This is a genomic window from Streptomyces sp. NPDC046939 (assembly GCF_040644575.1).
Taxonomy (GTDB): Bacteria; Actinomycetota; Actinomycetes; order Streptomycetales; family Streptomycetaceae; genus Streptomyces.
Map to the genome: position 1 here is coordinate 150058 of NZ_JBEYWV010000002.1, position 23198 is coordinate 173255.

Annotated in this window: 18 protein-coding genes; 8 read left to right on the forward strand and 10 right to left on the reverse strand. The window is 72.0% G+C overall.

Going from position 1 to position 23198, the window contains the following annotated elements; genetic code table 11:
* Positions 1-90: 90 nt before the first annotated feature.
* Positions 91-534, forward strand: coding sequence for a roadblock/LC7 domain-containing protein (locus ABZ877_RS02990; RefSeq protein WP_361063312.1), 444 nt, complete (start codon positions 91-93; stop codon positions 532-534).
* Between the two features lie 73 nt (positions 535-607).
* Here the strand turns inward: ABZ877_RS02990 and ABZ877_RS02995 are convergent, their stop codons facing one another.
* Positions 608-1036, reverse strand: a complete 429-nt coding sequence (locus ABZ877_RS02995) for a PPOX class F420-dependent oxidoreductase (protein ID WP_361063315.1) — start codon at positions 1034-1036, stop codon at positions 608-610.
* 120 nt (positions 1037-1156) lie between these two features.
* Here ABZ877_RS02995 and ABZ877_RS03000 point away from each other — a divergent pair, with 120 nt between their 5' ends.
* Together ABZ877_RS03000 and ABZ877_RS03005 are read left to right on the forward strand one after the other, a co-directional pair.
* Entirely contained in the window at positions 1157-1570 is a 414-nt protein-coding gene (locus ABZ877_RS03000; RefSeq protein ID WP_361063318.1) for a roadblock/LC7 domain-containing protein, read from the forward strand.
* Positions 1571-1709: 139 nt separating this feature from the next.
* On the forward strand, positions 1710-2597 hold the full coding sequence (locus ABZ877_RS03005) for a DUF6397 family protein (protein WP_361063321.1): 888 nt from the start codon (positions 1710-1712) through the stop codon (positions 2595-2597).
* A gap of 260 nt (positions 2598-2857) precedes the next feature.
* On the opposite strand, the gene ABZ877_RS03010 is transcribed toward ABZ877_RS03005, so the two are convergent.
* Both ABZ877_RS03010 and ABZ877_RS03015 read right to left on the reverse strand, forming a co-directional pair.
* A complete protein-coding gene (locus tag ABZ877_RS03010; RefSeq protein ID WP_361063324.1) occupies positions 2858-3730 on the reverse strand; it encodes an acyl-CoA thioesterase II in 873 nt (290 codons plus the stop codon).
* A gap of 82 nt (positions 3731-3812) precedes the next feature.
* A complete protein-coding gene (locus ABZ877_RS03015) occupies positions 3813-6386 on the reverse strand; it encodes a DUF3516 domain-containing protein (protein ID WP_361063326.1) in 2574 nt (857 codons plus the stop codon).
* A 97-nt stretch (positions 6387-6483) separates the two neighbouring features.
* Here ABZ877_RS03015 and ABZ877_RS03020 point away from each other — a divergent pair, with 97 nt between their 5' ends.
* Positions 6484-7278 carry a metal-dependent hydrolase gene (locus tag ABZ877_RS03020; RefSeq protein ID WP_361063328.1) on the forward strand — a complete coding sequence of 265 codons (795 nt, stop codon included), beginning with the start codon at positions 6484-6486 and terminating at the stop codon, positions 7276-7278.
* A 32-nt stretch (positions 7279-7310) separates the two neighbouring features.
* On the opposite strand, the gene ABZ877_RS03025 is transcribed toward ABZ877_RS03020, so the two are convergent.
* Together ABZ877_RS03025 and ABZ877_RS03030 are read right to left on the reverse strand one after the other, a co-directional pair.
* Positions 7311-9107: an ABC transporter ATP-binding protein gene (locus tag ABZ877_RS03025; protein WP_361063331.1), complete on the reverse strand. Its 1797-nt coding sequence runs from the start codon at positions 9105-9107 to the stop codon at positions 7311-7313.
* Positions 9104-10975 carry an ABC transporter ATP-binding protein gene (locus tag ABZ877_RS03030; RefSeq protein ID WP_361063334.1) on the reverse strand — a complete coding sequence of 624 codons (1872 nt, stop codon included), beginning with the start codon at positions 10973-10975 and terminating at the stop codon, positions 9104-9106. Before ABZ877_RS03030 ends, ABZ877_RS03025 begins: the two co-directional genes overlap by 4 nt.
* A 190-nt stretch (positions 10976-11165) precedes the next feature.
* On the opposite strand from ABZ877_RS03030, the gene ABZ877_RS03035 reads away from it, so the two are divergent.
* Positions 11166-11912 carry a L,D-transpeptidase family protein gene (locus ABZ877_RS03035; RefSeq protein WP_361063337.1) on the forward strand — a complete coding sequence of 249 codons (747 nt, stop codon included), beginning with the start codon at positions 11166-11168 and terminating at the stop codon, positions 11910-11912.
* A 36-nt stretch (positions 11913-11948) separates the two neighbouring features.
* Here ABZ877_RS03035 and ABZ877_RS03040 read toward each other — a convergent pair whose 3' ends face one another.
* From ABZ877_RS03040 to ABZ877_RS03055, 4 genes are all read right to left on the reverse strand, one after another.
* Positions 11949-13466 (reverse strand): glycosyltransferase family 39 protein, encoded by a 1518-nt coding sequence (locus ABZ877_RS03040; protein ID WP_361063340.1) that lies wholly within the window; start codon positions 13464-13466, stop codon positions 11949-11951.
* A 96-nt stretch (positions 13467-13562) separates the two neighbouring features.
* Positions 13563-15044, reverse strand: a complete 1482-nt coding sequence (locus ABZ877_RS03045) for a Gfo/Idh/MocA family oxidoreductase (RefSeq protein WP_361063343.1) — start codon at positions 15042-15044, stop codon at positions 13563-13565.
* Positions 15045-15171: 127 nt separating this feature from the next.
* Complete coding sequence (locus ABZ877_RS03050) at positions 15172-18093, reverse strand: FAD-binding and (Fe-S)-binding domain-containing protein (RefSeq protein ID WP_361063346.1); 2922 nt, start codon at positions 18091-18093, stop codon at positions 15172-15174.
* Positions 18094-18163: 70 nt separating this feature from the next.
* Entirely contained in the window at positions 18164-18631 is a 468-nt protein-coding gene (locus tag ABZ877_RS03055) for a MarR family transcriptional regulator (protein WP_361063349.1), read from the reverse strand.
* 114 nt (positions 18632-18745) lie between these two features.
* On the opposite strand from ABZ877_RS03055, the gene ABZ877_RS03060 reads away from it, so the two are divergent.
* Positions 18746-20557 carry an ABC transporter ATP-binding protein gene (locus ABZ877_RS03060; RefSeq protein ID WP_361063352.1) on the forward strand — a complete coding sequence of 604 codons (1812 nt, stop codon included), beginning with the start codon at positions 18746-18748 and terminating at the stop codon, positions 20555-20557.
* Between the two features lie 73 nt (positions 20558-20630).
* Positions 20631-21467 carry an endolytic transglycosylase MltG gene (gene mltG / locus ABZ877_RS03065; protein ID WP_361063355.1) on the forward strand — a complete coding sequence of 279 codons (837 nt, stop codon included), beginning with the start codon at positions 20631-20633 and terminating at the stop codon, positions 21465-21467.
* A gap of 7 nt (positions 21468-21474) precedes the next feature.
* Here the strand turns inward: mltG and ABZ877_RS03070 are convergent, their stop codons facing one another.
* Positions 21475-22605, reverse strand: coding sequence for an NAD(P)-binding domain-containing protein (locus ABZ877_RS03070; protein ID WP_361063872.1), 1131 nt, complete (start codon positions 22603-22605; stop codon positions 21475-21477).
* Between the two features lie 167 nt (positions 22606-22772).
* Between ABZ877_RS03070 and ABZ877_RS03075 the strand changes: the two genes are divergently transcribed.
* Positions 22773-23195, forward strand: a complete 423-nt coding sequence (locus ABZ877_RS03075) for a YjbQ family protein (protein ID WP_361063357.1) — start codon at positions 22773-22775, stop codon at positions 23193-23195.
* Positions 23196-23198 lie beyond the last annotated feature (3 nt).

Genomic DNA, 23198 nt, shown 5'->3' on the forward strand with positions numbered 1-23198 from the left:
GGCCCGCGCCCGTATCTCGTCGTTCCGGGACGGCTGGGTCAGAGGCGGGGGACGCCCGACCGGCGGAGACAGCAGCGAAGGAGACCCGAGATGAGCAAAGCTCCGGCCACGACCGATCCGGCGACCCGGCGCTCCAGCGGCCTCGACAGGCTTCTGGACGACTTGGCCATGCGCGTGCCCGGACTGCGCCACGCCCTCGTCCTGTCCGTCGACGGCCTGCCCGCCGGGGCGTCCGCCGGACTCGCCCGCGAGGACGCCGAGCACCTGGCCGCCGTCGCCTCCGGCTTCAACCACCTCGCCAAGGGGACGGGGCGCCGCTTCGGCACGGGAGGCGTACGGCAGACCATGATCGAGATGGACGACGGCTTCCTCTTCCTGGCCGCCACCGGCGGCGGTTCCTGCCTCGCCGTCCTGAGCGACGTGAGCGCGGACATCGGCCTCGTCGCTTACGAGATGGCGCGCCTGGTCGGCAAGGTCGGTGAGCACCTCCTTACGGAGCCCGGGCGCACCCGGCAAACCTCGGCCGCGAACTGATCCCACCCAGGGAGACCGGAACCGTCCCTCCGCGCGCCTGCGGAGGGACGGAACAGCGGCCAGCCGGTGTGGGTCAGTCGGCGACGTCGCCCATGGCGACGACCTTCTCCACCCGTACCCGGACGACGAGTTCACCCGGCACCGCGTTGCGCCGTCCGAACTCCTCGGCACGGTCCTCGCCCATGTACCGGCCGCCGATCCGGGTCGCGGAGTCGAGCAGTTCGGCCGGGTCCTCGCTGAGTTCGGCGCGGCCCTGGATCGTCACGAACGAGAACGGCGGCCGCTCGTCGTCGACGCAGAGGGCCACGCGGCCGTCGCGCGCCAGGTTGCGGCCCTTGACCGTGTCCCTGCCCGTGTTGAACACGATGTCGTCGCCGTCCAGGACGAACCAGACGGGCGCGATGTGCGGGCTGCCGTCGGCCCGCACGGTGGAGAGCTTCGCGGTGCGCGTGCCCTCGGAGACGAAAGCGTGCCATTCCTCATCGGTCATCTTGTGTGCCATGGGCCCATCCTCCTTGCCCGGACGCCGACCGTGGGGAAGGCTGGCGAAAGAGATCCTCCGGGCAGGGGAGCGGTCCCCTCCGGGGGCAAGGGGAGCCAGAGGAAGCGGGGAGACGGGATCATGGGGCAGAACACGGGGCTCGGTTGGCTGCTTGACGATCTGACGCAGCGCGTCGAACATGTGCGGCACGCCTTGGTCCTGTCCAACGACGGCCTCGTGACCGGAGCCAGCACGGGCCTGCGGCGCGAGGACGCCGAGCACCTCGCCGCCGTCTCCTCCGGACTGCACAGCCTCGCCAAAGGGTCGGGCCGTCACTTCGACGCCGGCGGTGTGCGCCAGACGATGATCGAGTTCGATGACGCGGTGCTCTTCGTCACCGCGGCCGGTGACGGTAGCTGTCTGTGCGTGCTGAGCTCGGCCGAGGCCGACATCGGCCAGGTCGCCTACGAGATGACGCTGCTCGTGAACCGGGTCGGGGAACATCTGGCCGTCGATGCCCGACACCTCGGCCGGACCTCCGTGGTGGACCTCTGACCTGCTGCGATGCCGTTTCTCGCGACCGCCCGGGCGAAGTTATCCACAGGCTCGGACGGAGGTCCGCGGAACCGGCTACGGTTTTCCCGAGCGGTCACGCAGCGTGACCGAGGTCATCGACCGACGGGGGAGAACCACCATGCAGGGCTCCATTATGACCAGGCCCCAGGGCAGCGCCGCCCGTGAACTGGGGCTGAAACGCAGCGAGTTCGATCTCGCCGTACGCCTCGGCCGCATTCGTACGGTCGCGGCGACGGACGGCGGGCGGCGCCGGGTCCCGCGCGAGGAGATCGAGCGGATCCGCGACAGCGAGGGCTTCCCCGAGGCGCTGCTGGCGCAGGTGAAGGTGGTGGGGACGGCGGAGGGCGCGCGCCTCATGGGGATCCCGCCGACCCGCTTCACCCGGCTCGCCCGCGCCGGCCTGCTCATCCCGGCCAAGTTCTACCTGAACCGCTACCGCACGGTGGTGTGGCTGTATCTCGCCGAGGAGTTGCGGGAGTTCGCGGCCTCGGAGCTGCACGCGCCGCTGCTGACCGGCCGGGCACCGGACAAGGTGCGGGCCCGTCTGTCGGCCGGTGAGGACCTGCGGCCGCGGAGGTGGCGGGCGCGGCACGCCGGGTATCTCCTGGGGCAGAGCAGTGACCCCTGGGAGCGGGCGGCGGCGATGGCGACGCTTCTCGACGCGGCCCAGCTCACCGAACTCGTCGAGAGCCCGTACGAGCGCGCCTACTTGCGGCACTTGCGGCCCGAGGAGTCCTGGTACGGAACGCCGGAGTCACCGACGGCGCAGGTCGTCGAGCGCATCATGACCGCCGACAACCCCGACGAGATCAGTTGGCTGCGGGCGAACCTGCTCCTGAGCATGGCGGAGGCGCGACGCCTGCGGCCCGCCCCGCGACCCACCACGCCCGAACCCGAGACGACGCCCGAGTCCGGGCCCCGGGCGGAGAGTACGCCCGACCCCCAGACCGCGCCGGAGAAACCGGCCCCTGGACTGTGGGGCCGACTGCTCGGCAGACGAGGTTGACGCGCGGGGCCCGAGCTGGGGCCACGGAGTGGCTCAGCGCGGCCACGGCTTCCGCGTAGCGGCCGAGCGTGCGGTAGGTGCTGCCGAGCCCGAGCATGGCGCCCCGGCGATCCTCCCCGGACAAGCGCGGGTCGGCCTCGGCCTCAAGGCCCAGGGCGTCGTGAACCCAGGCCGCCTGGTAGGCGACCCGGGCCGCCCTCGGGGACTGCTCCCGCAGCGCCCCCGCGCGAGCGGGTCACCGGGGCCGCCCGCCGGAGCGGTCAACCCTGGAGCTTCCGGAACAGACCCTCCTGCACCACGGAGACCAGCAGACGCCCCTCGACGTCGTAGATGCGACCCCGGGCCAGACCCCGGCCGCCGACGGCGATCGGCGACTCCTGGTCGTAGAGGAACCACTCATCGGCACGGAAAGGACGGTGGAACCACATGGCGTGGTCGAGCGAGGCCATGTCGAATCCGCGCGGGCCCCACAGCGGTTCGATCGGCAGCCGCACCGCGTCCAGCAGCGTCATGTCGCTGGCGTACGTGAGCGCGCAGGTGTGCACGAGCGGATCGTCGCCCAGCGGGCCGACGGCACGCATCCACACGGCGCTGCGCGGCTCCGCGCCCTCGATCTCCTCGGGCGACCAGCGCAGCCGGTCGACGTACCGGATGTCGAAGGGCTGGCGGCGCGCCATGCGCTCCAACGCCTCCGGCAGGGCGCCGAGATGGCCGGTGATCTCCTCGGCGACGGTCGGCAGCGACTCGGGGTCCGGCACGTGCCGGGCCGGCGGCAACTGGTGCTCGAAGGCACCTTCCTCGGGCTTGTGGAAGGAGGCGGTGAGGTTGAAGATCGTGCGGCCCTGCTGCACGGCGGTGACCCGGCGTGTGGTGAAGGAGCGACCGTCGCGGACCCGCTCGACCTGGTACACGATGGGCACGCCCGGGCGGCCCGGGCGCAGGAAGTACGCGTGCAGGGAGTGCACCGGCCGGTCGCCGTCCGTGGTGCGGCCTGCCGCGACCAGGGCCTGGCCCGCGACCTGCCCGCCGAAGACCCGCTGCAGGGACTCCTCCGGGCTGCGTCCGCGGAAGATGTTGACCTCGATCTGCTCCAGGTCGAGCAGGTCGACAAGCCGTTCCGCAGGGTTCGTCATGGATGGTTCTCTCTCGTGTGCGCGGCCGGAGGGTTCCGGCGCGTGGGCGCGGGCGGACCTTGGCGTTCGCCCGGCCGGGGATCTACAACTGGCCGACGTCCGTGACCCGCACGACGGCGCGGCCCTCGGCGTCGGAGGCGGCGAGGTCGACCTCGGCGCTGATGCCCCAGTCGTGGTCGCCCTCGGGGTCGGCGAACGTCTGCCGGACCTTCCACAGGCCGTGCCCGGGGTCCTCCTCGATCCTGAGCAGCTTGGGGCCGCGGGCGTCCGGGCCGGTGCCGAGGTCGTCGTACTCGTCCCAGTACTTGTCCATGGCCTCGCCCCAGGCTTCGGCGTCCCAGCCCGACTCGGCGTCCATCTCGCCCAGCTCCTGCACGTCGTCGAGGGCGGCGAGCTCGACGCGGCGGAACATGGCGTTGCGGACGAGCACGCGGAAAGCGCGCGAGTTCGCCGTGACCGGTTTGACCTGGTCCGCCTTCTCCTGCGCCTCCTCGGCGGTCATCACCTCGGGGTTGGCGAGCTGCTCCCATTCGTCCAGGAGGCTGGAGTCGACCTGGCGCACCATCTCGCCGAGCCAGGCGATCAGGTCCTCCAGGTCCTCGGACTTGAGGTCGTCGGGCACGGTGTGGTCGAGCGTCTTGTACGCGCTCGCCAGGTAGCGCAGGACGATACCCTCGGTGCGCGCGAGCTCGTAGAAGGAGACGAACTCGGTGAAGGTCATCGCCCGCTCGTACATGTCGCGGATGACGGACTTCGGCGACAGCGGGTGGTCGCCGACCCACGGGTGGCTCTGGCGGTACGTGTTGTAGGCGTGGTAGAGCAGCTCCTCCAGGGGCTTCGGGTACGAGACGTCCTGGAGGCGCTCCATGCGCTCCTCGTACTCGACGCCGTCCGCCTTCATGGCGGCGACGGCCTCGCCGCGCGCCTTGTTCTGCTGGGCGTGCAGGATCTGCCGCGGGTCGTCGAGCGTGGACTCCACGACGGACACCATGTCGAGGGCGTACGACGGCGAGTCCTTGTCGAGCAGGTCGAAGGAGGCGAGGGCGAACGTGGACAGCGGCTGGTTCAGCGCGAAGTCCTGCTGGAGGTCGACGGTGAGCCGCACGATGCGGCCGGTCGGGTCCGGCTTGTCCAGCTTCTCGACGATGCCGCCGTCGAGCAGCGAACGGTAGATCGCGATGGCGCGGCGGATGTGCCGCAGCTGCGCCTTGCGCGGCTCGTGGTTGTCCTCGAGCAGCTTGCGCATGGCCTCGAAGGCGTTGCCGGGCCGGGCGATGACCGACAGGAGCATGGTGTGCGTGACGCGGAAGCGGGAGGTCAGCGGCTCCGGCTCGGACGCGATCAGCTTCTCGAAGGTGCTCTCCGTCCAGCCCACGAACCCTTCGGGGGCCTTCTTGCGGACTACCTTGCGGCGCTTCTTCGGGTCGTCGCCGGCCTTCGCGAGCGCCTTCTCGTTCTCGATGACGTGCTCGGGCGCCTGCGCCACGACGAAGCCGGCCGTGTCGAAGCCGGCCCGCCCGGCGCGGCCCGCGATCTGGTGGAACTCACGGGCCCGCAGCGTGCGCACCCGGTTGCCGTCGTACTTGGTGAGCGCGGTGAACAGCACGGTGCGGATGGGGACGTTGACGCCGACGCCGAGGGTGTCGGTGCCGCAGATGACCTTGAGCAGACCGGCCTGGGCGAGCTTCTCGACGAGACGGCGGTATTTGGGCAGCATGCCGGCGTGGTGGACGCCGATCCCGTGCCGTACGTACCGGGAGAGGTTGCGGCCGAACTTGGTGGTGAAGCGGAAGTTGCCGATCAGCTCGGCGATCTTGTCCTTCTCCTCGCGTGTGCACATGTTGATGCTCATCAGCGCCTGCGCCCGCTCGACGGCCTGCGCCTGCGTGAAGTGCACGATGTAGACCGGGGCCTGCCGTGTGTCGAGCAGCTCGGTCAGGGTCTCGGTGAGCGGGGTCAGCCGGTACTCGTAGGAGAGGGGGACCGGGCGCGTCGCCGAGCGCACCACGGAGGTCGGACGGCCGGTGCGGCGCGTGAGGTCCTTCTCGAACATCGAGACGTCGCCGAGCGTCGCCGACATCAGGATGAACTGTGCCTGCGGAAGTTCAAGCAGCGGGATCTGCCAGGCCCAGCCGCGGTCGCCTTCCGCGTAGAAGTGGAACTCGTCCATGACGACCTGGCCGACGTCGGCCTGCGCGCCGTCCCGCAGCGCGATCGAGGCGAGGACCTCGGCGGTGCAGCAGATGACGGGCGCGTCCGCGTTCACGGACGCGTCGCCGGTCAGCATGCCGACGTTCTCCGTGCCGAACAGCTTGCACAGCTCGAAGAACTTCTCGGAGACCAGCGCCTTGATGGGCGCCGTGTAGAAGGTGACCTCGTCGCGCGCGAGGGCGGCGAAGTGCGCACCGGCCGCGATCATGCTCTTGCCGGATCCGGTGGGCGTGGAGACGATCACGTTCGCCCCCGACACCGCCTCGATCAGCGCCTCCTCCTGGTGGGGATAGAGGGTGAGACCACGCTCCTCGGCCCACGACTCGAAGGCGTCGTAGAGGGCGTCCGGGTCGGCGGTCTGCGGAAGCTGATCGATAAGGGTCACGTCACCATCTTGCCTGGCTTCCGTCCCGATCAGGGAATCGGATGTCCGCACGAAGATCATGAACGCTACGCTGAGTGGCCGACGCGGCGTCAGCATGCGCGCGGCCCGACGGGGGCGGCCGGGCGTCGACATCAGAAGAATGGGGCGGAACACCACCATGATGGGACCGGCACACTCGCTGTCAGGAGCGGCGGCCTGGCTGGGGGTGGGCGCGGCCGCGGCCGCCGGCGGACATCCGATGCCCTGGCCGGTCGTGCTCGTCGGGGCGCTGATCTGCGCCGGTGCCGCCCTGGCCCCCGACCTCGACCACAAGTCGGCGACCATCTCGCGTGCCTTCGGACCGGTGTCCCGGGCCGTCTGCGGCATTGTCGACAAACTGTCGTACGCCGTCTACAAGGCGACCCGCAAGCAGGGCGACCCGCGCCGCTCCGGTGGACACCGCACCCTCACGCACACCTGGCTGTGGGCCGTCCTCATCGGGGCGGGCACGTCCGCCGCCGCGATCTACGGCGGACGCTGGACCGTCCTCGGCATCCTGTTCGTCCACATGGTGCTCGCCATCGAGGGCCTGCTGTGGCGAGCGGCCCGGGGTTCCAGCAGCGACGTCCTGGTGTGGCTGCTCGCCGCGACCAGCGCCTGGATCCTGGCCGGAATCCTGGACCAGCCGGGCAACGGGGCGGGCTGGCTGTTCGAGGAGCCGGGCCAGGAGTACCTGTGGCTGGGCCTGCCGATCGTGCTCGGCGCGCTGATCCACGACATCGGGGACGCGCTGACCGTCTCGGGCTGCCCGATCCTGTGGCCCATACCGATCGGCCGAAAGCGCTGGTACCCGCTCGGCCCGCCCAAGGCGATGCGGTTCCGGGCGGGCAGCTGGGTCGAGCTGAAGGTGCTGATGCCCGCCTTCATGGTGCTCGGCGGCGTGGGGTGCGCGGCCGCGCTCAACTTCATCTGAGCCCGGCCGCACCCCCTCGCTCCCGGGCGCGGCTATCCGTGCCAGGAGCGCCACAGCGCCGCGTACGCCCCGTCCGCCGCGACCAGCTCGTCGTGGCTGCCCAGCTCCCGGATCCGGCCGTCCTCGACCACGGCGATGACGTCCGCGTCGTGGGCCGTGTGCAGGCGGTGCGCGATGGCCACGACGGTGCGGCCGTCCAGGACACGGGCGAGCGAGCGCTCCAGGTTCCGCGCCGCGCGCGGGTCGAGCAGCGATGTCGCCTCGTCCAGGACCAGCGTGTGCGGATCGGCCAGGACGAGGCGGGCCAGCGCGATCTGCTGAGCCTGCGCCGGGGTGAGCGCCGCCCCGCCGGAGCCGACCTCCGTGTCCAGGCCGTCGGCGAGGGCGCGTGCCCAGCCGTCGGCGTCGACCGCGCCCAGGGCCGCCCACAGCTCGGCGTCCTCGGCGCCGGTCCTCGCCAGCCGCAAGTTGTCGCGGAGCGAGCCGACGAAGACGTGGTGCTCCTGGTTGACCAGGGCGACATGGGCCCGCACCCGCTCCGCCTGCATCCGCGAGAGCTCCGCGCCGCCGAGGGTGACCTGGCCGCGCCGGGGCGCGTAGATCCCGGCGAGCAAGCGGCCGAGCGTCGACTTGCCCGCGCCGGAGGGGCCGACCAGGGCGAGCCGGGTGCCGGGGGCGACGTCGAGGGAGACCTGACGCAGCACGTCGACGCCCTCCCGGTAGCCGAAGTGCACCTCGTCCGCCTGTACGTCGCGGCCGTCGGGCCGCACCGAGGCGTCGCCCGCGTCCGGCTCGATGTCCCGCACGCCCACGAGACGGGCCAGGGACACCTGGGCGACCTGGAGCTCGTCGTACCAGCGCAGGATCAGACCAAGCGGGTCCACCAGCATCTGCGCGATGAGGGCGCCGGTCGTGAGCTGGCCCACCCCGATCCAGCCCTGGAGGACGAAGACGCCGCCGATGAGCAGGACGGAGAGCAGGACCAGGACGTGCACGGTGTTGATCACCGGGAAGAAGACGGAGCGCAGATAGAGCGTGTACCGCTCCCACGCCGTCCACTCCTTCACCCGGCGCTCGGACAGTTCGACGCGGCGGGCGCCGAGCCGGTGCGCCTCGATGGTGCGCCCGGCGTCCACGGTCTCCGCGAGCGCCGCGGCGACGGCCGCGTACCCGGCGGCCTCCGAGCGGTAGGCCGAGGGCGCCCGCTTGAAGTACCAGCGGCAGCCGAGCACCAGGACAGGCACCGCGACGAGGATCGCGGGGGCCAGCGGAGGCGCCGTCACCGCGAGCCCGCCGATGAGCAGCCCCGCCCACACGACACCGATGGACAACTGCGGCACGGCCTCCCGCATCGCGTTCGCGAGGCGGTCGATGTCGGTGGTGATCCGGGACAGCAGGTCGCCCGTGCCCGCCCGCTCCAGGACGCCCGGCGGCAGCCCGACGGACCGCACGAGGAAGTCCTCGCGCAGATCCGCCAGCATCTGCTCACCGAGCATCGCCCCGCGCAGCCGCACCTGCCGCACGAAGACGGCCTGGACGACGAGGGCCAGGGCGAAGAGGCCGATGGTGCGCTCCAGATGGAGGTCGCGCAGGGCGGCGGAACCGGCCCCGTCCGACACGTCCTGGATCACGCCGCCCAGCAGATAGGGGCCCGCCATCGAGGCGACCACGGCGAGCGTGTTCACCCCGATCAGCAGCAGGAAGGCGCGGCGGTGCCGCCGGTACAGCTCGCGGACGTAGGCGCGGACCGTGGCCGGGGCGCCGACCGGCAGCGTGGTCGCGGTGGTGGGGGCCGCCGGGTCGTAGGCCGGGGGCGCTACGCCGATCATGCCGTCTCCTCGATGTCGATCTCGATGGCGGATTCGGTGCCTGGGGCGGCGCCCGGTCCGGCGCCGGTCCAGTCGCGGGCACCGGCACGCGCGGGGGCGGTGGCCGTCTCCTCGTCCGTCTCGCGCGTGACCACGGCGCGGTACCGCGGCTCGGTGCGCACCAGTTCACGGTGTTCGCCGACCGCCGCCACCTCGCCCTCGTGCACGAACACGACGCGGTCGGCGCGGTCGAGGAGCAGCGGTGACGAACTGAGGACCACGGTGGTGCGCCCGCGGCGCAAGGCGCGCAGGCCCTCGGCGATACGGGCCTCGGTGTGCGAGTCGACGGCGGACGTCGGCTCGTCGAGGACCAGCGCCTCGGGGTCGGTGACAAGCGAGCGCGCGAGGGCAAGACGCTGGCGCTGGCCGCCGGACAGGGACCGGCCGCGTTCGGTGATGCGGGCGTTCATCGGGTCGTCGTCGAGGGAGGCCTGGGCGAGGGCGGCGAGGACGTCGGAGCACTGGGCCGCGTCCAGCGCCTCCCCGGGGCGGACGGCTCCGGAGGACGGTACGTCGAGGAGTTCGGCGAGCGTCCCGGAGAGCAGGACCGGGTCCTTGTCCTGGACCAGGACCGCCGTACGCGCCACGTCGAGCGGTACCTCGTCGAGCGGCACACCGCCCAGCAGCGCGGAGGGCACACCGGTGCTCGGGGAGCCGGTGGCGTCGGCGGACGTCGGGTGTCCGCCGAGCCGGTCCGCGAGACGCCCCGCCAGATCCGGGTCGCCGCACACCACCGCGGTGAACTGTCCCGCGGGGGCGAGCAGACCGGTCGCGGGGTCGTACAGGTCCCCGGAGGGCGCGGCCGCGTCACGCAGCCCGCCCGACGGTTCGACGACGCGTTCCAGGGACAGCACCCTGGCGGCGCGCTGGGCGGAGGGCCGGGAGAAGGAGTACGCCATGGCGATCTCCTCGAAGTGGCGCAGCGGGTAGTTGAGCGTCATCACCGCGCTGTAGACGGTGACGAGTTCACCGACGCTGATCCGGCCCTCGCGCGCGAGATGCACGCCGTACCAGACGATCACGATGAGGAGCAGCCCCGGGAGGAGCACCTGGACCGAGGAGATCAGCGACCACATGCGGGCGCTGCGCACGGCGGCCTCGCGGACCTCCTGCGAGGCGCGGCGGTAGCGGTCGAGGAAGAGTTCCTCACCGCCGATGCCACGCAGCACGCGCAGCCCGGCGACGGTGTCCGAGGCGAGTTCGGTGGCCCGGCCCGCCTTCTCGCGCTGGTGGTCCGCGCGCCGGGTGGCGCGGGGCAGCAGCGGCAGCACCGCGAGGGCGAGCACCGGCATGCCGAGCGCGACGACGACACCGAGAGCGGGCTGGTAGACCAGGAGGCCGACACAGACGAGGACGACGGTGACCGCGGCGGCGGCGAAGCGGGAGAGCGCCTCGACGAACCATCCGATCTTCTCGACGTCGCCGGTGGACACGGCCACCACTTCGCCCGCGGCGACCCGCCGGGTCAGGGCGGAGCCGAGCGCGGCGGTGCGGCGGGCGAGCAGTTGCTGCACGCGGGCGGCGGCGGTGATCCAGTTCGTCACCGCCGTGCGGTGCAGCATTGTGTCGCCGCACGCGACGGCGATGCCGAGGAGCACGATCAGGGCGCCGGCCGCGGCGAGCCGGGCGCCGGAGCCGTCGACGACGGCCTGGACGGCGTAGCCGACGCCGTACGGCAGACCGGCGACGGAGGTGAAGTGGAGCAACCCCCAGGCGAGGGACTTGAGCTGGCCGCCGAGTTGGTTGCGGCCGAGCCAGAGCAGGAACCGGGGGCCGGAGCGCGCGTCGGGCACGCCCGGGTCGGGATACGGAAGGTCGGAGATCTGCATGACGTCCCAGAGCTCGGAAGGGAGAACCGCGACGGTGAGAACCGCGGGGGGAACAAACCGTGAAAGGTTCGCGTCCCGCCGCGACCGGAGGCAAACGGTTTTCCGCTGCCCGGCAAAAATTCGGCCCGGTTCGTCGGTGGTCCCCGGACCACCCCCGGGGTTCGCGAGGCGTGGTGCGACCATGGAACGCATGCGTAATGCGGGAGCGGTTCGAGCGAGTGTCGCGATGGCGGCGTGTGGAGTCCTTCTGGCCACGGTGGCGGCGTGCGGTTCCGACGACGGCGGCCACCGGAACACGTCGGACGGGCGCCGCGCCTCGGACAACGCGCACGGGGACGAGGCGAGAGCCGTCGACCTCAAGCGCATCCCCGACGTCGGCGACCGCTACCAGAAGCGGATCCCGGCCGACTCGCGCCAGGTCGTGGCGGTCTACGGGGAGGGCAAGGACTCGGCGGACGCGACCATCGCCCTGTTCACCAAGTCCGGCGCCACCTGGAAGAAGGAGCGCAGCTGGTCCGGGCACAACGGCAAGAAGGGCTGGACGACGAACCACCACGAGGGCGACAAGCGCAGCCCCGTGGGCGTGTTCACGCTCAGCGACGCCGGTGGCGTCCTCGCCGACCCGGGCGCCAAGCTGCCCTACACGCAGACCGCGTCGATCCAGGCCCCGCACTACTGGGCCAAGTCGCACTGGCACGACTTCGACTACGTCATCGCCATCGACTACAACCGGGCGAAGGGCACTCCGCCGAACGACCCGACCCGTCCGCAGGGCCAGTCCAAGGGCGGCAGCATCTGGCTCCACATGGACCACGGCAGCGGGACGTCGGCCTGTGTGAGCCAGTCGAAGGCGGACATGGAGTACCTGCTCAAGACGCTCGACCCCGCGCAGCACCCGGTCGTCGTCATGGGGGACAAGGCCGAACTCAAGGCGTGACAGCGGCCCGACGGCCGCGCCCGGCCGGGGCCCGGATCAGTAGGCGTGGCGCAGGGACGGCCACAGCACCGACCAGCGCCGTGCGGGGCCGTCGCACAGGACGACCGCCGCGCCCTGCTCCTCGTTCTCCACGTCGTGGCCGTTGTCGACGCGGGCGACCGTGCGGCAGCCGGTGAAGTGCCGGTCGATGCCGGAGGCGTCGGCCGTCCGGACGAGCAGGACCGGCCCGTTCGCGGAGTCGGGCGGCGGGCCCCAGTCGGCGTAGCTCATATGGCCGGAGTAGGGGACGGGCAGCCCGCGCGCCGGACCGTAGCGTGCCAGGGCGCCCGCTTCACCGTAGTTGCCGGTGAAAAGGACGGCGCGGGACCTGTCCCGGCGCGGGATCCGGTCCCAGCCCCGCCGTGCCGCGTCGGCCAGTTCGGGCCAGCCGAGCTGTTCGCCCTGTTCCTTGTTGAGCGCCATCGGCACGGCGAGCGCGGACGGCGGCAGCACGGGCAAGGTGATCACGGCGTTGACCACGGCCGACACCACCACGGCGGCCGTCAGCAGGGACCACCGCGCCGCCCCCGCCCCTGCCCGCGCCCACCGCAGCACCGGCTCGCACCCGGCCGCGAGCAGCACCACGAGCAGCGGCACCGTGTAGTACCCCTTGCCGCCCAGCAACAGCACCACCGCGCACAACAGCGGATACGCGACCGCGAACGCGCGCGCCCACCGCACGTCGGGCGCGCGCCACAAGCGCAGCCACCCGGCGACCCACGCGGGCACGAACAGCGGGGAGAGGTATATGAGTTGCTGGGGGAGGAGCAGGGCGCGGTTCTCGGCGCCGTCGTCCTCGCTGATGCCGCGCGCCACCGTGAACTGCGGCCAGTCGTGCGCCGCCTGCCACCACAGCGTCGGCGCGGCCAGGACCAGCGCCACCGCGCAACCGACCAGGAACCAACCGCTGAACAGCACCCGGCGCGGCCCCACCCACACGATCGACGCGAGCAGCACGGCGACGAGCAGCACCACCAGGAACTTGTTCTGCACGCCGATCCCCGTGACCGCGCCCGCCGCGAGCCACCAGCGCCCGTCCCCGGTCCGCAGCACCCGCAGCACGAGCCAGCTCACCATCGCCCACACCAGCAGGTCGAACGTCGCCGTGGACACCATGTGCCCCACTGCGAGCGCCTGCGCCCCGAGCGCGGTGAGGACGGCCGCGAGGACCTGCGCGCCGCGTCCGCCGCCCAACTCGCGTGCCACCAGCGCCGCGACCAGCACCGTCGCCGACGCGGCGAGCGTCGCCACCGCGCGCAGACCCGCGAGGCTGTCCCCGAAGAACCCGGTCGAGGCGCGGGCGAGCAGGGGAGTGAGCGGCGGCTGGTCCACGTAGCCCCGGTCGAGGTGGTGGCCCGCGGCGAGGAAGTACAGCTCGTCGCGGTGGAAGCCGTAGCGGGCCGACAGCGCCGTCAGGACGGCCGCGTACGCGGCGACGACGCACAGCAGTGGCCGCCGGGCCACCGGTGCGAGCGCCGCCGCGCCTTGTTCCGGCCGCGCGTCGTCCTCGCCCATGTCCCCCGCCTCCCCTCGGCGCACCGGTGCGCCGGGAGCGTACTGGCGGCACGGGCGCCGGTCGAGGCCCCGCGTCGGCCCGTGCCGCCGCCCGGATCACTCCTCGGCGGGCTTCTCCGAGTCCACCCCGGAGCGCTTATCGCGCCACTCGCCGCGCGTGAAGTCGGGGATCGGCTGCGGCGCGCCCTTCGCCTTGATGGACAGATGGCTCAGCGGGACCGGTGAGGTCCAGGTCGCGGCGTCGTACACGTCGAAGTCGGGTACGAGGCCCAGCCGCATCGTCTGCATCAGGCGGTACACCATGATGTAGTCCATGCCGCCGTGCCCGCCGGGCGGGTTGGCGTGCTCCTTCCACAGCCAGTGGTCCCAGTCGGCGTACGCGGAGAAGTCGCCCCACTCGTCGTTCGTGTGGTCCGGCTCGATGTAGATCCGCTCCGGATAGTCCTCGAACACGCCCTTGGTGCCGCCGAGCTGGTTGATGCGGGAGTACGGGTGCGGGGTGCTGACGTCGTGCTCCAGGCGGATCACGCGCCCCTTCGCCGTCTGGACGAGGCTGATCGTGCGGTCCGACTCGATGTAGGACTCCTTCCAGCTCGGGTCGGACTTCGGCATGTGGGCCGCGCGGTACTCGGCCAGGCCCAGGGACGGGGTGCCGAAGCTGGAGATGTGGGTGACGCGGTCGCCGCGGTTGACGTCCATGTAGTTGGCGACCGGGCCGAAGCCGTGGTTCGGGTAGAGGTCGCCGCGCAGCCGGGTGTGCCACAGGCGGCGCCACGGCCCCTCGTAGTAGTCGGGGTCGAACATCAGGCCGCGCAAGTCATGGTTGTACGCGCCCGCGCCGTGCAGGAGCCGGCCGAACTTGCCCGCGTGCGCCATCCGCAGGACGCGCATCTCGTTGCGGCCGTAGCAACAGTTCTCCAGTTGCATGCAGTGTCTGCGGGTGCGCTCGGAGAGGTTCACCAGCTCCCACAACTGGTCGAGCTGGATTGCGATGGGGCATTCGACGCCGACGTGCTTGCCGTTCAGCATCGCCGTCTTCGCCATCTCGAAGTGCCAGTCCCAGGGCGTCGCCGCGTACACGAAGTCGATGTCGCCGCGCTTGCAGAGGTTCTCGAAGTCGTGCTCGCCCTTGGTGTACGTGGCCGGGGCCGGCTGGCCCGCGGCCGTCACCTTCGCTGCCGCGCGGGCCGTCTTGTCCTTCACGGGGTCGCACAGCGCGACGACGCGGACGCCCGGCATGGCCAGGAACAGGTCGATCATGCTGCCGCCGCGGTTGCCGAGCCCGATGATGCCGACGCGGACCGTGGAGCGCCGCTCGAACGGTACGCCGATCATCGTGCGGCCCTGGCGTGCGGGGGCGGCGGCCTCCGAGGGGGCGGCGGCGTCGGACGTGGAGTCCGGTCCGGCGGCGGCATGGGCCGCGCCCGTGCCGCCGAGCGCGGCGAGGCCGAGCCCCGCGCCCGCGACGCCCGCGGTGCGCAGGACGTCACGCCGGGAGTGGCCGTCGGATCCGGTCCCGGACCCGAGGTGCTCATCGGGCTCGGGCGTCTCGTACGAGGGCAGGTTGTCGTCGTGCATCGGACCTCCAAGGCTGGCGGGTGCGGTGCCGGGCAAACGCCTGCCACCTTGGAGGGGGCCGGGAAGGGGACGCAAGGGACGGAAGGGGCCGGGGAGTTGGACTTCTGTCACCGCGCCCCCGGCCGGGTCACACCGGCCGCGTCGCCCGCTCCAGCTCCACCAGCACGGAGTGGTACGTATGACCTGTCGCGTGGTCCATACCCACCTCGCACATCCGGTTGGCCGAGAGGTACGCGTCGTACGCGCGCGAGGTGACCTCCGCGGCCTCTCTGCGGGTCGCCGTCTCGGTCAGCTCCTTGTGCAACATGCCGCGGTCGCCCGCGAAGGCGCAGCAGCCGGCATTGTCCGGGATCACGACCTCGTCGGCGCAGGCCTCGGCGATGGCCCGCAACTGGGCGACGTCACCGAGGTGTTCCATGGAGCACGTGGGGTGCAGCACGGCCGAGCCGATCGTGCGCTCGACGGTGAGGTGCGGCAGCAGCTCCTCGGCGGCCCACACCAGGGAGTCGACGACGGTCAGCTCCGCGTGCAGTTCCCGGTTGTCGTCGGTGAGGTAGGGCACCACCTCGTGCGCGATGCCCAGGGTGCAGGACGAGGCGTCGACGACGAGCGGGAGGCGGCCGCCCGCGGTCCAGCCCCAGGCCGCCTCGACGATCCGGTTCGCCATGATCCTGTTGCCCTCGTCGTACCCCTTGGAGTGCCAGATCGTGGCGCAGCAGGTGCCCGCGACGTCCTCCGGGATCCACACCGGACGCCCCGCGCGCGCGGAGACCGCGACGACGGCCTGGGGGAGCGACACGTCTCCCGGGGTGCCGAAGATGCGGTTCACACAGGCCGGGTAGTACACGGCCGAGGCGCCCACGCGCGCGGTGCGGGGCAGCTTGCGGGAGGCCGCGGCCGGGATCTCCGGCAGCCACTCGGGCACCAGGTCGGGGCGGACCGCCTTGCGGGCCTTCTTCGTCACCGCCGTGAGCAGCCGGTCGCCGATCTTGTCGGCGGCGGCCACGGCGAGCCGCGCGGACGCCTCGACGGCCTTGAAGTTCTTGGCGGTGAGCGCGGCCACCCGCTCCTCGCGCGGCGAGTGCCGCGCGTGCCGGAAGCTCTTCATGAAGGCCCCGGTGTCGATGCCGACCGGGCAGGCCAGCTTGCAGGTGGAGTCACCGGCGCAGGTGTCCACGGCGTCGTAGCCGTAGGCGTCGACCAGCGCGGCCTCGACCGGTGAACCGGCGGGCTGGCGCATCATCTCGCGGCGCAGCACGATGCGCTGACGCGGCGTGGTGGTCAGGTCCTCGCTGGGGCAGGTGTCCTCGCAGAAGCCGCACTCGATGCACGGGTCGGCGATCAGCTCCACCTTGGGGATGGTCTTCAGGCCGCGCAGATGCGCCTTCGGGTCGCGGTCGAGGACGATGCGGGGGGCGAGGACGCCGTCGGGGTCGATGATCTGCTTCGTGCGCCACATCAGCTCCGTGGCGCGCGGGCCCCATTCGAGCTCCAGGAAGGGCGCGATGTTGCGCCCGGTGGCGTGTTCGGCCTTGAGTGAGCCGTCGAACCGCTCCACGGTGAGCCGGCAGAAGTCGTCCATGAAGGCCGCGTACCGGTCGACGTCCGCCGGCAGCGCGGCGTCGAAGGCCAGCAGGAAGTGCAGGTTGCCGTGGGCGGCGTGACCGGCCACGGCGGCGTCGAAACCGTGCCGCGTCTGGAGGTCGAGCAGCGCCTCGCACGCCTCCGCGAGCCGGGACGGCGGCACCGCGAAGTCCTCGGTGATCAGCGTCGTGCCCGAGGGGCGCGCGCCGCCGACCGCCGTGACGAACGCCTTGCGCGCCTTCCAGTAGCCGTTGATCGTCTTCGCGTCGCGCGTGAAGGCGTTGGTCACCGAGGCGACGGGGGCGACGAGGTCGAGCGCGTCGAGCACCTTCGCCGCCGCCTCCTCGTAGGCGGCCTGGCGCTCCTCGTCGGGCGCCCGGAACTCCACCAGGAGCGCCGTCGTCTCCTTCGGCAGCTCGGCCCAGTCCTGCGGCACGCCCTGCACGCTGACCGACGCCCGCAGTGTGTTGCCGTCCATCAGCTCCACGGCCAGCGCGCCCGCCTCGTTGAACAGAGGCACGGCCGCCGCGGCGGCGGGCAGCGACGGGAAGAAGAGCAGCGCCGTCGACACCCGCCGGTCCAGCGGCAGGGTGTCGAAGACGATGTCGGAGATGAAGCCGAAGGTGCCCTCGGAGCCGACCATGAGGCCGCGAAGGATCTCGACGGGTGTCGCGCCGTCCAGGAAGGCGTCGAGGCGGTAGCCGTTCGTGTTCTTGATCTCGTACTTGGCGCGGATCCGGCGCGTCAACTCCGCGTCCGCCTCGATCTCCCGCTTGATCGCCATCAGGCCCTCGCAGAGCGCCGGTTCGGCTTGGGCGAGCTCCTCGTCGGCCGCCGGGTCGGCGGTGTCCACGACCGTCCCGGACGGCAGGACGAAGGTGAGCGAGGCGACCGTGCGGTACGAGTTCCGGGTCGTCCCCGCCGTCATCCCCGAGGCGTTGTTCGCCACCACGCCGCCGACCGTGCAGGCGACGGCGCTCGCCGGGTCGGGGCCGAGCACGCGCCCGTGCCGGGCCAGTGCCATGTTGGCCCGTACGACGGTGGTGCCGGGGCCGATGCGCGCCCTAGAACCGTCACCGATGATCTCGACGCCCGACCAGGACTTCCGGACGTCCACCAGGATGTCCTCGCCCTGCGCCTGCCCGTTCAGCGACGTGCCCGCCGCGCGGAAGACGACCTCGCGGCCCTTGCCGTGCGCGTACGACAGGACCGCCGACACGTCGTCGATGTCCTCGGCGACCACCACGACCTGGGGCACGAAGCGGTAGGGGCTCGCGTCCGAGGCGTAGCGCACGAGATCGGAGATCTTGGTCAGGACCTTCTCCGCGCCGAGCAGCCGCTCCAGGTCCGAGCGCAGCGGCTCGGGGGTGCCGCCCGCCCGCTCGTCCGCGACCCGGTCGTGCGCCGGGCCCGAGGGGCGGGGTCCGGGGCGCAGGGCTTCCGGCTTCGGCTCCAGCAACGGCATGCCTCTCGCCTCTCCTCGTGTCAGGTCGGTGCAGGTGCGGGCGGGTCAGATCGGTGCAGGTGTCGGCGGTTCAGTTCTCATGTTCGCGCGGGCGCTCGGCACGCAGGTCGCGGGGGGTCTCGAACAAGGCGTTCAGCAAGGTGGTGAGCTGGGCGCGCTGTGCCGCGTCCAGCGGGGCCAGGATCTCCTCCGCCGCCGCGCGGCGCGCGCTGCGCAGCTCCCGCAGGGCGGCCCGGCCCCGCTCGGTCAGCTCGATCCGGATGACCCGGCGGTTGGTGGGGTCGGGCACGCGGCGCACCAGCTCACCGGCCTCCAGACCGTCCACGACGCTGGTCACGGCGCGGGGCACGACCTCCAGGCGCTGGGCGAGGTCCGCCATCCGCGGCGGCGTCTCGTAGTGCACCAGCGTGCGGAGCAGCCGGGACTGCGCGGGCGTGATCCCGACGGGCTCCAGCTGCCGCTTCTGTATGCGCTGCAGGCGGCGGGTGAGCCGCAGCAACTGCTCGGCGAGGAAGCCGTCGGCGTCCGGGGTACTCATGGCGGGAACATTAGCAGGACTTCGTGCATTGTGAGTATAGGTAACAATGAGCTATGCTCCCCAAGGTCGAATCCGGCGACTTCCCGCCGGACTCGTCCCCGACCTAGGAGGCCCATGCCCCGCGACGTAATCGACTGGACGCCGCCCCCCGATGCCCAGGCATCGGGCCAGCCGCGGCAGATCCGCCGCATCCTCTCCCTCTTCCGCCCCTACCGCGGCCGCCTCGCGCTCGTCGGCCTGCTCGTGGGCGCCGCCTCGCTGGTCACGGTCGCGACGCCGTTCCTGCTCAAGGAGATCCTCGACGTCGCCATACCGCAGGGCCGCACCGGGCTGCTCAGCCTGCTCGCCCTCGGCATGATCCTCAGCGCCGTCGTCACCAGCGTCTTCGGTGTCCTGCAGACACTGATCTCGACGACCGTCGGCCAGCGCGTCATGCACGACCTGCGCACCGCCGTCTACGGACGGCTGCAGAGCATGTCGCTCGCCTTCTTCACCAGGACCCGCACCGGCGAGGTCCAGTCCCGCATCGCCAACGACATCGGCGGCATGCAGGCGACGGTGACCTCCACCGCGACCTCCCTCGTCTCGAACCTGACGAGCGTCGTCGCCACGATCGTCGCCATGGTCGCCCTCGACTGGCGGCTCACGCTCGTCTCCCTGCTGCTGCTCCCCGTCTTCGTGTGGATAGCCCGCCGCGTCGGTCGCGAGCGCAAGAAGATCGCCACCCAGCGCCAGAAGCAGATGGCCGCAATGGCCGCGACCGTCACCGAGTCGCTCTCCGTCAGCGGCATCCTGCTCGGCCGTACCATGGGCCGCGCCGACTCCCTCACCAAGTCCTTCTCCGACGAGTCCGACCGCCTGGTCGACCTCGAGGTGCGCTCCAACATGGCGGGCCGCTGGCGCATGGCCGTCATCAGCATCGTCATGGCCGCCATGCCCGCGTTCATCTACTGGGCGGCGGGCATCGCCTTCCAACTGGGCGGCCCGAGCGTCTCCATCGGCACGCTCGTCGCGTTCGTCTCGCTCCAGCAGGGACTCTTCCGGCCGACGGTCAGCCTGCTCCAGACCGGCGTCCAGATCCAGACCTCGCTCGCCCTCTTCCAGCGCATCTTTGAATACCTCGACCTGCGCGTCGACATCACCGAGCGCGAGGACGCGGTCCACCTCGACAGCGTCAAGGGCGAGGTCCGCTTCGAGGACGTCGAGTTCCGCTACGACGCCGACGACCGGCAGGAACCGATCCTCGACGGCATAGACATCACCGTCCCGGCAGGCGGCAGCCTCGCCGTGGTCGGCCCGACCGGCTCCGGCAAGTCCACGCTCAGCTACCTCGTGCCGCGCCTGTACGACGTCACGGGCGGCCGTGTCACGATCGACGGGGTCGATGTGCGCGACCTGGACTTCGACACCCTCGCGCGCGCGGTCGGCGTCGTCTCGCAGGAGACGTACCTCTTCCACGCCTCGGTCGCCGACAACCTCCGGTTCGCCAAACCGGACGCCACCGACGAGGAGCTGCACGCCGCTGCCGCCGCGGCCCAGATCCACGACCACATAGCCGGCCTGCCCGACGGGTACGACACCGTGGTCGGTGAGCGCGGCCACCGCTTCTCCGGCGGCGAAAAGCAGCGCCTGGCCATCGCCCGCACCATCCTGCGCGACCCGCCGATCCTCATCCTCGACGAGGCGACCAGCGCGCTCGACACCCGCACCGAGCACGCCGTGCAGGAGGCGATCGACGCCCTCTCGGCCGACCGCACCACGCTCACCATCGCGCACCGCCTCTCCACGATCCGCGACGCCGACCAGATCGTCGTCCTGGACGGAGGCCGCATAGCCGAGCGCGGCACGCACGAGGAGCTGCTGGCCGAGGACGGCCGGTACGCGGCGCTGGTGCGGCGCGACGCGCGCCTGGAGACGGCGGCGTGAGCCGGACCGGCACGGGCCCGGCATGAGTCCGTAACGCCCCATACCGGCCTGATGTGCGGGTTATCGTACGGCTATGCCGAACCGTACGGGTATGCCGAGCGAGACTCCGCGACGGGGCCTACGGCGACTCACACGCAGGGGCCGGATCGCCCTGCTCGTCACCGGAGCCGTCGTGGTGGCCGCCGCTGTCGTGGTGCCGCTGACCATGACCGGCGAGAAAAAGGGGCCGAGCACACTGACGATCCCCGAGGGCTGGCGGTCGAGCCAGGTCTACGCGGCCGTCGACAAGGCTCTCGACCTGCCCGCCGGCACCACCCGCAAGGACGTGCCGAAAGCGCGGCTCCGGCTCCCGGAGCAGGCGGGCGGCCACCCGGAAGGCTTCCTCTTCCCCGCGACGTACCCCATCGACGACGAGTCGACCCCGGAGTCGGTCCTCTCGTACATGGTCGACACGGCCACCAAGAGGTTCGCGGGCAGTCGGGTAAGCGCGAGCGTCGACGGGAGCGCGGTGAATCTGTATCAGAGGGTGACCGTCGCGAGCATCGTCCAGGCGGAGGCGGACAACGCCGACGACATGGGCAAGGTCGCCCGCGTCATCTACAACCGGCTCGGCCGGGGGATGCCGTTGCAGATGGACTCGACCCTCAACTACGCGTTGAACCGTTCCACGCTCGACACCAGCGCCAAGGACACCAAGTCGGACAGCCCCTACAACACGTACGCGCGCAAGGGGCTGCCGCCCTCGCCGATCGGCAATCCGGGGGAGACGGCGCTGAAGGCGGCGACGCGGCCGACGCGCGGCGACTGGCTGTACTTCGTCACCGTCAAGCCGGGCGACACCCGCTTCACCTCCGACTACGCGGAGCAGCGCAGGAACGTGGCGGAGTTCAACAGGAACCAGCGGAGCTAGGGGCGGCTCACGCCGCCGTCCGTACCGCGTCCGTCGTGGACCGCAGCAGTCGCTGGACGTCCCGCACCGCGGCCCGCCCCGCGCGGTTCGCGCCGATCGTGCTCGCCGAAGGCCCGTACCCGACCAGGTGCACCCTCGGGTCCAGAGCGGCGCGCGTGCCCTCCATGCGGATGCCGCCGCCCGGTTCGCGGAGCCGCAGCGGCGCGAGGTGGTCGATGGCGGCGCGGAACCCGGTGGCCCACAGGATGACGTCGGCGTCGACCGTGCGCCCGTCGTCCCAGGCCACACCGGTCGGCGTGATCCGGTCGAACATGGGGAGGCGGTCCAGGACACCGTTGGCGCGGGCCTCCCGGATCGCGTCGTTGAGCGGCAGGCCCGTGACCGAGACGACGCTCAGCGGGGCGAGCCCCTGCCGCACCCGCTCCTCGACCAGCGCGACCGCCGCCCGCCCGCGCTCCTCGTCGAAGGGGCCCTCGCGGAAGACGGGCGGGCGCCGTGTCACCCAGGTCGTCGTGGCCGCGTACGGGGCGATCTCCATGAGGTGCTGCGTGCCCGAGGCGCCACCGCCGACCACGACGACCCGCTGCCCCGCGAACGCCTCGGGCCCCGGGTACCGCGCAGTGTGGAGTTGCCGCCCCCGGAACGTGTCCTGGCCGGGGTAGCGCGGCCAGAACGGCTTGTCCCAGGTACCGGTCGCGTTGATCAGCGCGCGTGCCGCCCAGGCGCCGTCCGAGGTCTCGACGCGCAGCCGCCCGCCGTCCCCCTCCCGGACCCGGCGCACCTTGACGGGCCGCCGTACGCGCAGGTCGAACCGGTCCTCGTACGCGGCGAAGTAGCCAGCGACGACCTCCGACGAAGGGCGGGCCGGGTCGGCGCCGGTCAGCTCCATGCCCGGCAGGGAGTGCATCCCGTGCACCTTGCCGTACGTGAGCGAGGGCCACCGGAACTGCCAGGCGCCGCCCGGCCGGGGCGCGTGGTCGAGCACGACGAAGTCCCGCTCCGGGACGAGGCCGACCCGCCGCAGGTGGAAGGCGGCGGAGAGCCCGGCCTGGCCGGCGCCGATGACCACGACGTCGACCGGCCTCGCTGCATTCTCCGGCCGCGCGTCCGCGCCCTCGCGCGCGTCGGCCGTGCCGATCGTCCCGTCATCGGTTGCCGCTGCTTCGACTGCCCCGATCTCGTTCACGCTCGTACCAACTGGACCGGGGCCACGGATCTTCCCGCCACGCTGCACCACGTGGTCGAGGGCGCGCCCTTCGCCCGGGGCTGCGGGCCCACGGAGGTCGACAGAGCGACAATGGCCCCATGTCCGACGCATTCACGACCCGCATCCTGAACCTCACCACCGGCTCCGACGAACGAGTCGTCGACCTCACCCGCGACTGCGAGTCCTTCCTCCGCGAAGCCGCCCGCGGACGTGACGGCCTGCTCAACATCTTCGTCCCGCACGCCACGGCCGGCATCGCCGTGATCGAGACGGGCGCCGGCAGCGACGACGACCTGCTCTCCGCCCTGCACACCCTGCTCCCGGCGGACGACCGCTGGCAGCACCGCCACGGCAGCCCCGGCCACGGCCGCGACCACGTACTCCCCGCGTTCGTACCCCCGCACGCGACCCTGCCGGTGGTCGGCGGCTCCCTGGAACTGGGGACGTGGCAGTCGGTGTGCCTGGTCGACACGAACGTGGACAACCCGGAGCGGAAGGTCCGGCTGAGCTTCCTCGGCTGAGCG

What these genes read in the sequence shown, in the direction of transcription:
- ABZ877_RS02990 (WP_361063312.1), top strand. Translation starts at nt 91, where the DNA reads ATGAGCAAAGCTCCGGCCACGACCGATCCGGCGACCCGGCGCTCCAGC.
- ABZ877_RS02995 (WP_361063315.1), bottom strand. Translation starts at nt 1,036, where the DNA reads ATGGCACACAAGATGACCGATGAGGAATGGCACGCTTTCGTCTCCGAG.
- ABZ877_RS03000 (WP_361063318.1), top strand. Translation starts at nt 1,157, where the DNA reads ATGGGGCAGAACACGGGGCTCGGTTGGCTGCTTGACGATCTGACGCAG.
- ABZ877_RS03005 (WP_361063321.1), top strand. Translation starts at nt 1,710, where the DNA reads ATGCAGGGCTCCATTATGACCAGGCCCCAGGGCAGCGCCGCCCGTGAA.
- ABZ877_RS03010 (WP_361063324.1), bottom strand. Translation starts at nt 3,730, where the DNA reads ATGACGAACCCTGCGGAACGGCTTGTCGACCTGCTCGACCTGGAGCAG.
- ABZ877_RS03015 (WP_361063326.1), bottom strand. Translation starts at nt 6,386, where the DNA reads ATGATCTTCGTGCGGACATCCGATTCCCTGATCGGGACGGAAGCCAGG.
- ABZ877_RS03020 (WP_361063328.1), top strand. Translation starts at nt 6,484, where the DNA reads ATGATGGGACCGGCACACTCGCTGTCAGGAGCGGCGGCCTGGCTGGGG.
- ABZ877_RS03025 (WP_361063331.1), bottom strand. Translation starts at nt 9,107, where the DNA reads ATGATCGGCGTAGCGCCCCCGGCCTACGACCCGGCGGCCCCCACCACC.
- ABZ877_RS03030 (WP_361063334.1), bottom strand. Translation starts at nt 10,975, where the DNA reads ATGCAGATCTCCGACCTTCCGTATCCCGACCCGGGCGTGCCCGACGCG.
- ABZ877_RS03035 (WP_361063337.1), top strand. Translation starts at nt 11,166, where the DNA reads ATGCGTAATGCGGGAGCGGTTCGAGCGAGTGTCGCGATGGCGGCGTGT.
- ABZ877_RS03040 (WP_361063340.1), bottom strand. Translation starts at nt 13,466, where the DNA reads ATGGGCGAGGACGACGCGCGGCCGGAACAAGGCGCGGCGGCGCTCGCA.
- ABZ877_RS03045 (WP_361063343.1), bottom strand. Translation starts at nt 15,044, where the DNA reads ATGCACGACGACAACCTGCCCTCGTACGAGACGCCCGAGCCCGATGAG.
- ABZ877_RS03050 (WP_361063346.1), bottom strand. Translation starts at nt 18,093, where the DNA reads ATGCCGTTGCTGGAGCCGAAGCCGGAAGCCCTGCGCCCCGGACCCCGC.
- ABZ877_RS03055 (WP_361063349.1), bottom strand. Translation starts at nt 18,631, where the DNA reads ATGAGTACCCCGGACGCCGACGGCTTCCTCGCCGAGCAGTTGCTGCGG.
- ABZ877_RS03060 (WP_361063352.1), top strand. Translation starts at nt 18,746, where the DNA reads ATGCCCCGCGACGTAATCGACTGGACGCCGCCCCCCGATGCCCAGGCA.
- mltG (WP_361063355.1), top strand. Translation starts at nt 20,631, where the DNA reads ATGCCGAACCGTACGGGTATGCCGAGCGAGACTCCGCGACGGGGCCTA.
- ABZ877_RS03075 (WP_361063357.1), top strand. Translation starts at nt 22,773, where the DNA reads ATGTCCGACGCATTCACGACCCGCATCCTGAACCTCACCACCGGCTCC.